At 41.1% G+C, this 12,871-nt stretch carries 11 protein-coding genes and 1 tRNA gene; 6 read left to right on the top strand and 6 right to left on the bottom strand.

Annotated features, from left to right (window positions below; translation table 11 throughout):
- The first annotated feature begins 4 nt into the window (after positions 1 to 4).
- From BIZ36_RS01315 to BIZ36_RS01290, 6 genes are all read left to right on the top strand, one after another.
- Positions 5 to 733 (top strand): LytR/AlgR family response regulator transcription factor, encoded by a 729-nt coding sequence (locus tag BIZ36_RS01315; protein ID WP_187456058.1) that lies wholly within the window; start codon positions 5 to 7, stop codon positions 731 to 733.
- Between the two features lie 20 nt (positions 734 to 753).
- Positions 754 to 1,263, top strand: coding sequence for a gamma carbonic anhydrase family protein (locus BIZ36_RS01310; RefSeq protein WP_187456057.1), 510 nt, complete (start codon positions 754 to 756; stop codon positions 1,261 to 1,263).
- 97 nt (positions 1,264 to 1,360) lie between these two features.
- Entirely contained in the window at positions 1,361 to 2,248 is an 888-nt protein-coding gene (gene fabD / locus BIZ36_RS01305; RefSeq protein WP_187456056.1) for an ACP S-malonyltransferase, read from the top strand.
- A 158-nt stretch (positions 2,249 to 2,406) separates the two neighbouring features.
- The gene (locus BIZ36_RS01300) at positions 2,407 to 6,114 is read left to right on the top strand and encodes a T9SS type B sorting domain-containing protein (RefSeq protein WP_187456055.1); all 3,708 of its coding nucleotides are present in this window, start codon (positions 2,407 to 2,409) and stop codon (positions 6,112 to 6,114) included.
- Positions 6,114 to 7,100 carry a PorP/SprF family type IX secretion system membrane protein gene (locus tag BIZ36_RS01295; protein ID WP_222937150.1) on the top strand — a complete coding sequence of 329 codons (987 nt, stop codon included), beginning with the start codon at positions 6,114 to 6,116 and terminating at the stop codon, positions 7,098 to 7,100. The genes BIZ36_RS01300 and BIZ36_RS01295 overlap by 1 nt, the downstream gene beginning before the upstream one ends.
- An 8-nt stretch (positions 7,101 to 7,108) precedes the next feature.
- Positions 7,109 to 9,043, top strand: a complete 1,935-nt coding sequence (locus BIZ36_RS01290) for an OmpA family protein (RefSeq protein ID WP_187456054.1) — start codon at positions 7,109 to 7,111, stop codon at positions 9,041 to 9,043.
- On the opposite strand, the gene BIZ36_RS01285 is transcribed toward BIZ36_RS01290, so the two are convergent.
- From BIZ36_RS01285 to BIZ36_RS01260, 6 genes are all read right to left on the bottom strand, one after another.
- Complete coding sequence (locus BIZ36_RS01285; protein WP_187456053.1) at positions 9,040 to 9,231, bottom strand: hypothetical protein; 192 nt, start codon at positions 9,229 to 9,231, stop codon at positions 9,040 to 9,042. The two genes, BIZ36_RS01290 and BIZ36_RS01285, sit on opposite strands and share 4 nt — an antisense overlap.
- 102 nt (positions 9,232 to 9,333) lie before the next feature.
- Positions 9,334 to 10,587 (bottom strand): NRAMP family divalent metal transporter, encoded by a 1,254-nt coding sequence (locus tag BIZ36_RS01280; protein WP_187456052.1) that lies wholly within the window; start codon positions 10,585 to 10,587, stop codon positions 9,334 to 9,336.
- Positions 10,588 to 10,641: 54 nt separating this feature from the next.
- Positions 10,642 to 11,277: a SanA/YdcF family protein gene (locus BIZ36_RS01275; RefSeq protein WP_187456051.1), complete on the bottom strand. Its 636-nt coding sequence runs from the start codon at positions 11,275 to 11,277 to the stop codon at positions 10,642 to 10,644.
- 55 nt (positions 11,278 to 11,332) lie between these two features.
- Positions 11,333 to 11,638, bottom strand: a complete 306-nt coding sequence (locus BIZ36_RS01270; RefSeq protein WP_187456050.1) for a hypothetical protein — start codon at positions 11,636 to 11,638, stop codon at positions 11,333 to 11,335.
- Positions 11,639 to 11,958: 320 nt separating this feature from the next.
- The gene (locus BIZ36_RS01265) at positions 11,959 to 12,216 is read right to left on the bottom strand and encodes a GIY-YIG nuclease family protein (RefSeq protein WP_187456049.1); all 258 of its coding nucleotides are present in this window, start codon (positions 12,214 to 12,216) and stop codon (positions 11,959 to 11,961) included.
- Positions 12,217 to 12,697: 481 nt separating this feature from the next.
- Positions 12,698 to 12,771, bottom strand: a tRNA-Arg gene (locus BIZ36_RS01260).
- Positions 12,772 to 12,871 lie beyond the last annotated feature (100 nt).

Here is a 12,871-nt window from a genome sequence, read left to right as displayed (position 1 = left end):
GTCCATGAAACTGAATGCAATCATAATTGAGGACGAAAGCAATAGTCGTGAAATTTTACGCAACTATTTGGCTAAGTACTGTCCGCAAGTGGAGCTTCTGGGCGAGGCAGATTCCATTCAAACAGGAATTAAACTATTGCAGAGCCAAGAACCGGATTTGGTCTTTTTAGATGTGGAAATGCCTTTTGGCAATGCTTTTGACCTATTGGAGCAACTGCCGGACCGTACTTTTGAGACGGTTTTTGTGACGGCATACGATCACTACGCCAAAGATGCCTTGAACCATCATGCGGCTTATTATATAATGAAACCCATTAATATAGATGAACTTATTAAAGCGGTGGAATATGTTCAGGAGGTGCGTCAAAAAGAAAGTTCTTTGGCGGATGCCGTGTTGCGACCAAAAACCAAAGCGCTGAATGGAAAAATCACCCTTCCGCAGCAAGACGGATTTGAAGTTTTGAATGTAGCCGATATTCTTTATTGCAAGGCTGATGATAATTATACCGAAATATATCTGGAAAAGAAGAAAATACTGGTAAGTAAAACACTAAAGTATTTTGAGGAAGCTTTGGAAAGTTATGATTTCGCCAGAATCCATAAGTCGTATTTGGTGAACGTAAACGAAGTGGTGAAATACCGAAAAGGAAAAGGGGGCAGCGTGGTTATTTCCAATGGCAAGGAATTGCTGGTTTCCGCTTCCAAGAAGAAAGACCTACTGGCCTATTTTTAAAAGAAACCTAAGTTGTAAAGATGATAAAAGAAGTGAATGGCAAGAGTCCAATTATTGGTGAAGATTGCTTTATTGCCGAAAATGCCACTATTGTTGGGGAAGTAACCATGGGAAACCAGTGCAGTATTTGGTTCAATGCTGTACTACGCGGAGATGTACATTACATAAAAATGGGGAACAAGGTAAATGTACAAGATGGGGCAGTGGTTCATTGTACCTATCAAAAATCGCCCACCACCATTGGTAATAATGTTTCCATTGGTCACAACGCCATTGTTCATGGGTGCACGATAAAAGATAATGTGTTGATTGGTATGGGAAGTATTGTAATGGATGATTGTGTGGTAGAAAGCAATAGCATAATTGCCGCTGGTGCGGTCGTTACCAAGGGTACCCATGTGCCTACGGGCACTGTTTTTGCCGGAATGCCAGCGAAAAAAATCAAGGATATAAGTCCAGAATTGAGCTCGGGTGAAATTGATCGTATAGCCAATAATTACGTAACGTACTCCGGTTGGTTCAAGGAGTAGTGGCCTTGGTTGTTGAACTTTATGGTTTTAGCTGCTGTTAGGATATGGTACTGCTAACTATTTTCCTATTTTTGTGCGCACTTAAAGAAGAACAACTATGAACGCATATATCTTTCCGGGACAAGGTGCCCAATTTGTGGGTATGGGATTGGACCTGTACGAAAAATTTCCAATAGCCCAAGAAATGTTTGAGCAGGCCAATGAAATTTTGGGTTTTAGTATTACGGATACGATGTTTGAGGGAACCCCAGAAGATTTAAAACAGACCAAAGTTACCCAGCCGGCCATATTCTTACACTCCGTTATTTTAAGCAAGGTGCTGGGAGATAGTTTTCAACCGGATATGGTAGCTGGTCATTCCTTGGGAGAATTTTCTGCTCTGGTTGCCAATGGCACCATGAATTTTGAAGATGGTCTAAAGTTGGTATCTCAAAGAGCCTTGGCCATGCAGAAGGCGTGTGAACTACAACCAAGTACCATGGCCGCTGTTTTAGGATTGGAAGATGCCGTAGTTGAAAAATTATGCGAGGAAACTCCAGGTATCGTAGTGGCTGCCAATTATAACTGTCCCGGGCAATTGGTGATATCCGGGGAAGTAACTGCTATTGAGGCTGCCTGTGAAAAGATGAAGGAAGCTGGAGCAAGAAGAGCTTTGGTCTTACCGGTAGGTGGGGCGTTTCATTCGCCATTAATGGAGCCGGCAAGGGAAGAGTTGGCGTCCGCTATTGAAAATACCGTGTTTAAAGAGCCAAAATGCCCGGTGTACCAAAATGTTACCACCACCGCGGTGAAGGACCCATCGGAAATTAAGAAGAATTTGATTTCACAGTTGACCGCTCCTGTAAAATGGACCCAAAGCGTGGAAAATATGGTGAAGGACGGAGCAGCCACTTTTATAGAGGTGGGACCCGGAAAAGTGCTACAGGGATTAATACGAAAGATAGCAAAGGATGTAACAGGACGATCTGCTGAAATACCTGAGTAGGGTTTTTGTTAGGTAAATTGTATTTTATCTATACAAAGTTCTATTTAACCCCAGATTTACGGACCTCTTTTATTTTTTTAGTATTATTGAGGCCCATTTTACGAGAACCTACTTAACGTGCTGTGTATTGAATTTCAATTGAATTCAAAGGACAGTTTATGAAAATGAAAAAAAGAATGTTACGCTTTGCCAATAGCTTAAACGGTTATGGTAAGGCATTTTTATTGGTGTTATTGATGGGTTTTGCCAGTTTTGCCGTAAATGCCCAGACCGTATCTATTACACGGACTCCCACAGACCCTGCCGAGGGGGGAGCTAATGGCTCTTTTACCCTTGAGTTGACCGGAGGTGGTTTTTTTGCTGCCAGTAATGTAACCTTAGCTGTTACAGGTACTGCTACTAGTGGCGATGATTTTCAAGCACTAACTACTTCTTATTTACTAAATTCTGGTGATAGAGTTCAGCAAGTTGATGTTAATATTAATGACGACGATTTAGTAGAATTGGACGAAACTATCATTGTTACCATAGCAAGTGCTTCTAATGGAGCAACTATAAGTGCGACAGATAATAGTGTTAGTTTTACCATCGCAGACAATGACACCGGTACATTCACGCTAACCATGCCGGAAGGTGAAGCAGCAGAGGAAAATACGGTAAGGGGTCGCTTTGTTATCACTTTGGACAAGCCCAATGGAACCGGAGAGGATATTACCATTCCCTATACTTTTAGTGGTACGGCTACGTTACCAGGCCAGGCAAATGCGGATTATGCATTGGCAGGAAGTGGTGGTGCCACGGCCTCAGGGGTTCTTAATTTTCCTTCCGGAGGAGCGCAGACAAGAGCCTTTAATGTAAACCCTATTGACGATAACGAAACTGAGACTACCGAAACGGTTATTCTTACACTAGGGCAACCTAGTAATCAAACGCTCTTTACATTCAATCAGGTTCCTGCGGAAAATAGAACCGTAACTATAACTGATAATGACTGTGCAGCGGGGGATACGGCTCCGCAAATAAATGCCAATCCAAACACGGTTTGTAACCCTCCAAACAACCAGATAAATTTAAACTCTTATGTAGTTGGAGGAGCCGGAAGTGCACCTACTGGTGCATCTTTACGATGGAGTACGGTTGCCAACCCAACCGCTGCAGGGCAGCTTTTACCTAATTCTACGCGAACCAGTACGCAAGGGGGTACGTATTATGCTGTTTATTGGGCAGATGATAATTCTTGTGCAAGTCCATCAGATGATGTTTCCATCACTTTTGTAGACCAACCTTCCGCAGGTAATCCAACAGATACGCCAGCCTGTAACAACCCTACCAATGAATTTGGACCCATACAGATAAATTTAAGTGCGCAGCTTACCGGCGAAGACCCCGGTACATGGGCATTCACTTCTGGGCCTGCCACTGTAAATCCTACAGGGGCCAATGGTACGGTGAATTTTAGTGGGCAACCTGCTGGAGCGTATGTATACACCTATACAACCAATCCTTCGGGACCTTGTGGTTCTGAAACCTCTAGTGTTACCGTTACCGTAAATGATTGTGATCCTTGTGAGGCAGGTAACGATGCGCCGGTATTGAACCAAAATGTACCCACCACTTTTTGTGATGAAATTGACGACAACATTTCTTTGAACGATTATGCACCCAACAGCGGACCTAACGGAACGGTTTTGCGTTGGGCTAGTGATGATAGTGATCCCACAGGTAGTTTTGTGCCACAAAACAGAATTGATAACCCGTTACCAGGCACCTATTACGGGTTTTATTATGATGCCACGAACGATTGTCCCAGTAAGGCCCTTTTGGAGATAAATATTGCGGTGACTCCCTCTCCAGAACTGCTTACCACTACAGGAGCCGAAAGATGTGGACCGGGAACCCTTACGCTAAGGGCTACGGCTAGCGAAAACGCAACGATTCTTTGGTATACCCAAGAAACAGGAGGAACTTCTGTAGGCAACGGAAGAAATTTTACTACGCCTAATCTTAATATAACAAGAACATATTATGTTGAGGCAACTTCCAACAACTGTACTACAGAAAGGGTAGCGGTAGAGGCAAAGGTAGCTGCCCAGCCATTGGCCGGAGCGCCTCAAAACGGCTCTTCCTGTAATGATAGCCGTTACGGAAATACCATTTTGGATTTGGACGATTTATTTACCGCTGTACCCAGTACAGGTGTTTGGGCTTTTGTGGATGGTCCTGGAAGCCCTCAAATCAATGGTAGTAACATTATAGATTTTCAAGGCTTGCCCAATGGACAATATGTGTTCTCCTATTCCACTACGGAAGCAGAGGCACCCTGTGAAAACGATGTTGCCGAAATAACCATTTCCGTTAGCAGTTGTGATACGGATGATGATAATGACGGACTTCTTGGAGGTATTGAAGCTTCCCTTGGTACAGACCCCAATAATCCAGATACGGATGGGGATGGAATTACGGATGGCAATGAAGTAGGGGATGATCCCACCAATCCTATTGATACTGATGAGGATGGTATTATAGACGCCTTGGATTCCAATAATTTGGATTCCGACAATGATGGTACTTTGGATTATCTAGATCCTGGTAATGATAATCCCTGTGTTCCCGATAATTCCGTGGGGCTTTGCGATACGGATGAAGATGGAATCTCAGATGGGGATGAAATTAGGGACGGTAGTGATCCGTTTGATGCTTGTAGCCCAAACATCAACCACGAAAACTGTGACCCAACACCCATTGATTTACAGGTGATAAAAACCTTGGATAAACCGGATGCCGTAGTTGGTGATGAGGTAATATTTACGGTAGAGGTGACCAACCTGACCGCACGTACGGCCCGAAATATTATCGTTGGCGACATGCTGGAAATGGGGTTTGCCTATAAAACGCACAATACGTCCGTGGGCACTTACGATCAAAATGATGGCATGTGGACCATCTTTGAAATTCCTGCAAATGCTACTGCTACCCTAACAATTACTGTAGACGTGGTGGAAGGTGGCCCCTATACCAATACGGCAGAACTGTTACAATCTTTTCCAGTGGATGACAATGAAGGCAACAATACATCAGAGGTAACCCTAAATGTAGACCTGCCGGAAGGAATAGATCTGGTACTGGAAAAATGGGCCAGAATTGTGGATTCAAACGATACCCTCAATTTAAGCGACAACAGAAATTTATCTGAAGTAAATCCTTTAGTGGGGCAGGAAATCATTTTTACCCTTAGGGTCATTAATAAGTCCCGAGAAGATGCGGTGTCCAATATCCAAGTATTGGATACCATATCAGATGGGTTTGAATACATTTCTAATGAAGCCACCTTGGGTGTATTCAATAGAAGAACGGGAATATGGCTTATCCCCGAGCTGTTGAGAAACGAAGTGGCCGAATTAGAGATTAGGGTAAGAGTGCCCGAAACAGGTACTTTTGTGAACAGGGCGGAAATTGTACGCTCATCGCCTTTGGATAGTGAAGGTAATTATGATAACAATACAGACGAGGTAACGGTTAATGTATCAGAACGTACTTCTGCTGAATTCGGAATCATTTTCAACCAATTTTCTCCTAATAATGATGGGGTAAACGATGATTTGAAAATCAATAGAAGATTTGTGGGTGAGAACGGTATTGAGCAAATCATTGACCTTGTATATGACATAAAGATTTTCAATAGATATGGTAGTCTCATGTTTGAAGGAGCCAATATGACCGGAGATATCATTTGGGACGGTAATAGAGAAGGTAATGAAGTGCCGGATGGAACATACTTTTACGTGCTAGATGTTACCCTGCAAGAAGAAGTGGAAGGCGTGGAAACAAATACTACCAAAAAAGGCTGGATACAACTCATAAGATAATGCTGAGAATGGTTTACAGAACTTTAAAATTTGCTTCTTTACGCTTATTGCCCCTTTTTGGATTACTGATCGGTCTAGGCGTTCAAGCACAGAAAGAACCCCATTATACACAGTATATGTACAATATAGGCAGTTTTAACCCTGCTTATTCAAATACTGTAGAAACACCTGAAATAGCTGGTCTTTATAGGGCCCAATGGTTAGATGTGCCGGGTTCTCCGCGTACGATACGTGTAGGTACCAATGTGCCTTTGTCCAATGAGAAAATGGGGATAGGTTTTAATATCATACGGGATGAAATAGGTCCTTCGGCCCAAACCTATGTGGAATTGGCGTATGCCTATCAGTTCAATGTTACGGAAAGCACCAAATTATCTTTTGGTATGGATGTGGGTGGATCCTTTTTAAACGTCGATTTTTCTAAGGGTACTTTTGAAAATCCCGGGGAACCCATCCTGAACGCTGAAAACATCAATAAGTTCTATGCAACGGTGGGTGCCGGAATGTTCCTTTATGATGAGGATTGGTATCTAGGCGTTTCCATTCCCAACTTTCTTACGGATGGTATTTACAATGATGAGGTTGCCACCATTATAGATGATAAAATGCAATTTAATTTTATAGGGGGATATGTCTTTGACCTATCGGAAAGTTTAAAATTTAAACCGGCATTTTTATTAAATTATATCAATGGGGCCCCCGTGAGTACCAATTTGTCTACCAACTTTCTGATCAATGATAGATTTACGCTAGGGGCCGGTTATAGGTTTGGCAATGCCGTTAGCGGTCTTGCCGGTTTTCAAGTAGCCAGCAGTACGTTTATTGGCTACTCCTATGATTACAATACCAATCCATTGGGGGAATTTAGTAGTGGATCACATGAGGTCATCGTTAAATTCTACTTAGGAAAAGGAGACGGAACCAACACCAATGATAAAAAATTAAAAGGAAAACCTAAGCAAATAGATACGCCTAGATTTTTCTAACGGATATTATGAAACTTAAACTCTTCATTTCGATTTTTCTTTTGACTGCAAACTTGGCTTTTTCGCAAGAGTTTGCTTCCAAGGGCGACCAATATTTTTATAGTTATAATTACGAAGATGCCATTAGGGAGTACCATAAGCAGATGGCCAATGGAAAAATCATGACCAATCATCAGCTTCTTAATTTGGCAGATTCCTATTTTAAGACGCGACAGTATGATAAGGCCACCAAGCTCTATTTGGACATCAACAAGAACGATACCATCATGTCTGACCATAGGTTCAACAAGATGTTACAGAGTTTGGCAAAAACCTCTGAAAAGGAAAGGGTACGCGCTTTTCTAAAGTCTAAGGAAGGGTTGGCCAATGAGTTGGTCGAGAATGCGGATTTCAACTATCAGATGTTGGATTCGGAGAAAGAACCTGCTTCGGGTTTCTTTATTTTTAACTTGGATATTAACGGGAGTCAGGCAGATTTTTCTCCAACCTTTTATAATAATAAGGTGCTTTTTAGCAGTAGTAGAAAATCGAAGTCCAAAAGAGTTTATGGACCATCAGGGGAATCCTATTTGGATATTTATGTAGCGGAGGCTGATAACGGCGGAAACCTTAAAAACGCGAGTGTATTTAAGGGTATTCCTGATTCGCCCTATCACAAATCCACCCCTTATTATTTAGCAAATTCAGGTAGCATCTATTATGTCCTTTCCAATACGGATGGTAAAAACCTTGCTTTTGATGAGAAGGGTAAAAACGCCCTTTCCATTGGGATGGCCTATGATAATGGCTTTTTTAGGTTTTTACTAAAAGACTTGAGTACTTCATTCTATTATCCTTTTTTTGATGAAGAATCGGAAAGATTGTATTTCTCCGCTAATTTCAAGGACAGCTACGGCGGTACGGACATCTATTATGTGGTAACCAACAATGGACAGGTCATGTCTCAGCCAATAAATCTAGGACCAAGAATCAATACCCCGGGAAATGAGATAGCGCCCTATGTTTTTGATGGTAGCCTATATTTTTCCTCCGATGTATTCTACGGTCTAGGCGGGATGGATATTTATAAGAGCAACATCTTATCTGATCAGAGTTTAAGCATACCGGTGAATCTTGGATCTGGTATTAATACCAAATATGATGAATTCGGATTTATCATCAAAAAGGATATTACGGATGGGATGATGGGATATTTCTCCAGCAACAGGCCGGGTGGTAAAGGAGCGGATGATATTTATGGGTATAGGGTTAGCGGCCAACCAGGATTGCGAACTATTATATTTAGGGGTAAAGTGGTTCAACCACCGTATGACGAACCCATACAGGACGTAAATATTTCGTTGGCAGATGCCAATGGAAATCTATTAAAGCAAGCGGTAACCAGAAGAGATGGTTCCTATCATATGGAAATACCATATACCGATGTGGTCACCTTGTCCATAGCTAAAAAATCTTTTTCATCCTTTACGGAGACCTATAACCCTAAAACCTTGGAAGAGATGCAAAGGGCTCCTTTACAGGTACAATTATCTTCTATTGGGGATATCATGAGAGATAGGGAGGGCAAAAAAGTCTTGGATGTAAACGACTTCTATTTTGCCAGCGGAAAAAGCACATTGACCCCTGAAATCAATCGTGTTCTGGATCGTGTGGTTGAAATGGTTCAAATGTTTCCAGAAATTCAATTGTCCATTGAAACCCATACGGATAGTAGGGGAGGGAGAACCTCCAATAAGCGGGTTTCCGAAAAGCGTTCAGAGGCAATCAAAGCCTATTTATTGCAAAAAGGGCTGTCCGAATCCAACATAGTTAAGACCGAAGGTTTAGGAGAGGAGAAGATTCTCAACAATTGTACGGATGGGGTTTACTGTTTGGATTTCTTGCACAAGCAGAACCTAAGAACCCTTTTTGTGGTGGAAAATTATGAGGAGTTAGGACTTTAGGAGGCCATGCTACAATCCACACAGGATTTTACTTCCCCGTAATACGTTTTTCTGTAGGTGTGTAAGGTTTTTAGTGGGATTCCCAAAAAGGCCTTTTTTACGTAGGTTACGTTGGTATAAAGTATCCCCATTTTTTCCGTAAATCTTTTTTCCTGTTTGGTGTTCCTTTGAATGTAAATCAACTTCATGAAAATTCCGGGTTTTTTGTGTTAATTCACAAAACTTATAAAACTATAACGCAATAACAACCTTCAAGCGTTAAGATTTTGTTGAAGTCTAGATTCCCCTGTTTAAAACACCATTAGCCAAAAATAGTAGATGGAAAAAAAGGCAAGGAACACAATTCCAGAATAGGTTAGTATTTGTAGCCATTTCTGGGGCCGGTCACCTTGGGGTATTTCAGCACTGGTAACATTCTTTAGGTTCATATATCCTATGATGGGAGCCACCACAAACGAAACAAAAGTTGCTAACGCTACCAAATCTCCCATATTGGCCCTAAATATGGAAACCACCAAGAAATTGATAAGTGCAAGGGATACAATGGCGATGGAAAATGAACTTTTATGCTTGAAACTCCTCTTTTTTGGTTTTAATTGTTGAAGGATATCCAAGCAGACCCTTGCCAGAGCGTCATGGGCCGTCATACAGGTACTAAACATGGTAGCAAAGGCGGATAAGGCTATAAAAATATAAGACCAAGGTCCAATATGGGTGGTAAATAATTGTACTACTTGATCGGCAAAAGTCACGGCATTATTACTTAACTCCGTTTGGGTTCCATACAAAGTTGCCCACCCAATTATTAGGAAAAATATGGCCAGAATAGCCGTAATGAAATAACCTGTATTAAACTCCCTTAAGGAATCTTTTAAAAGAGGTTTATTTTTCTCGGATTTCCATTTTTCAATACTCCAAAGACTTACCCAACTAGAAGCTTCTACTGTGGTGGGCATCCAACCCATTAGGCTAATTAAAAAGAGAATGCCCACATCATTAAAAATCGAGGGAGGTTGAAAGTTGGGCATATGGGGTACGGTGCCTTTAAATAGGACAATTACCGTGGTTGCTAAAAGGGCAAGAAAGAGAATGGTAATGATAAGTTTTAAGGACAGTTCCATAAATTTATATTGTCCAATAATCAAGGTGAAACCAATAAAAATGAACAGCCCTAATGCCACCCAGGTTAGCGACAGGAAATCTACCTTAAAAAGGTTGATGAACAAGCCTGCGGTAACGGTGTATAAGGCAGCTAATATGGTAAAGGTGGTTATAAAGGTTATGAGAGCGTAAAACCAGAGATACAGCCGACCTCGGATTTTATAGCCTTCAATAAGGGATTTCTCCGTGATATTGGTATATCTTACCCCAAATTCAAAGAATGGATACTTAAACACATTGGCCAGAATTATGGGGAGGAGCATCATCCAACCGTATTGGGCTCCAGCCTTGGTAGAAAGGACCAAGTGGGAGGTGCCAATGGCCATACTGGCAAATAACAGCCCTGGGCCCAAATTTTTTATAAGAGTTCTTAAGGTGGACATGGTCGGTAGTTTTGCTGACCTAAAATAGCCCATTTTTGCGGAACACTTTCCAATTTACTTTATTTCAACATAGTCCCCGTAAAATTTGGGTTGGGTATTGAAAATTAAATCTACAAAGACTTTTACCCTAGCCAAGTATTCACGCAACTGTACTTTCAGACCCTGATTGCCCATAACGGTCTTGGCGTTGAACCCAATGGCGTTTAACCCTTTTTTTTCGGCGAGATAAATAGCACGTTGGTTATGGAATTCTTGGGAAATTACCGTTACGCTATCCAATCCAAATACTTCTTTGGCACGCACCATGGAATCCAATGTACGAAATCCGGCGAAGTCCAGATAAATTTTTTCTTCAGGGATACCTGCATCCACTAAATCTTTTTTAATGGTATTGGGTTCGTTGTAATAACGGGTTCCATTGTCCCCACTTACCAAAACATATTCAATTTTATCTGCTTTAAAGAGCTCAACGGTAGCCTTTATTCTATAGGTGTAATAAGGGTTGGGCAGGCCTCCAATCAGTTTCTTTGAGGTGCCTAATACCAAGCCTACCCTATTTTTGAATATTTTGGAGGTTTGGTTGAAGGTTTTGCCTTCGGTTGTATTGGTGATAATAAGGTTACACAAAAAGATGGTAAACAATAGGGTAGCCAAAAGCAGCCCAATAATCTTAAAGTGCTTACGTTTCATTTGGTTTGGTATAGGACGTATAAAGATACGTAAAAAAGTCTGCCGAGCCTGATTTTTAGGCTATGAGGCTGGCCAATTGCTGTTCCAATTGACTTATTTGAAAATCAATCTTTTGGTAGTTGTTTGTATTGGTTTTGTTTGAAGAAACATGAAGCATTTGATTGACTTGGTACAGTGCAGAATTTAAATTGATATTAAAATCCCTTGCCTTTTCATACTTCCGGCAACCAGATAATTTAAAATACTTCTTCTCGAATTTGGTCTTAAGTTTATATAGTTTGGAAGCCTTGGTTTTTAGGACATCTGCTTGTGTGTTTAGAAGATTGGTTTGCTTACCATAATTTGAGATTGTAGTAGCCATAACTTTTAGGGTTTGAGTTGTCGCGGCGGGAGCTTTGAACGCTACAATTGCTTAATAGTGCTAATTTTCTTACCAACAATAACGGGATAAGAGGAGAGCTTAGTATTATTTTTTCGATGAAAGGTAAATTAAGAATGTCATGAAGTTCTATAAATCTAAATTAGAGATAGAATCATTATCTAGTAACAGTACGAACAATCAGTTGCTAAAGAGAAGATAATAATGGAGGAGGTGTAGAATTTATAAATTATTGATTTAGGAAGCTATAAATAGTCTCAATAAGGGCAGCTGTATCTGTGGAACAAATTTAAAGTAATACTCTATCCAGATGATTTTACAATAATAGATTCTATATACCTCCTAGATTTTCTTTTTTTAATATTCATTTCTCTTTGGTAAGCCTCGGCCTTGCTAGAGAATTTTTCGACAAATACAATTTTCCAATCTTTCACTTTAGCGGTAAAACCGCTATGGTCGGACAGATGCTTTCGTAACCTTATTTCGATGGTTTCACTTGTATGCCCGACATAATATTTATCAAGTGATTCGGAATATAAAATGTAAACGGAGTATATCATTTTGCAACTGAGTGGGTCCGATAGGAAGTAATATAACGAAAAAAAGCACGCCAGAAAGCGTGGTTTTTAAATAAGGAGTGATCGCGGAAGGATTCGAACCTTCGACCGTCCCGAACGAAGTTCGGGATGCTCTATCGAGTTGGGGATTGTGAGCTTAAGGTTTAGACCGAGGCCTAAGTACTGAATCGATTTGTTAAAAAAGAATGAAGGGGAGTTGCTAGATTTATTAGGGTGTCCAAATAAAAAACCACGCCAAGAAGCGTGGTTTTAAATAAGAAGTGATCGCGGAAGGATTCGAACCTTCGACCGTCCCGAACGAAGTTCGGGATGCTCTGTTGAGTTGGGGATTGTGAGCTTAAGGTTTAGACCGAGGCCTAAGTACGGAATCGATTTGTTAATAAAGAATGAAGGGGAGTTGCTAGATTTATTAGGGTGTCCAAATAAAAAACCACGCCAAGAAGCGTGGTTTTTAATTAAGGAGTGATCGCGGAAGGATTCGAACCTTCGACCGTCTGCTTAGAAGGCAGATGCTCTATCCAGCTGAGCTACGCGACCATTGTTCCCAATTTCATTATTTTACGAAGCCTTTTTTCTGCCTTTAGAAGGCAATCTGGGCGCTTCGACCGTCCCGAACAAGGTTCGGGATGCTCTATCC

The sequence above is a fragment of the Cytophaga sp. FL35 genome (assembly GCF_014349235.1).
Taxonomy (GTDB): Bacteria; Bacteroidota; Bacteroidia; order Flavobacteriales; family Flavobacteriaceae; genus Euzebyella.
Note: the sequence above shows the minus strand (reverse complement) of the source record. Positions and strands in the feature narration are given on the sequence as shown.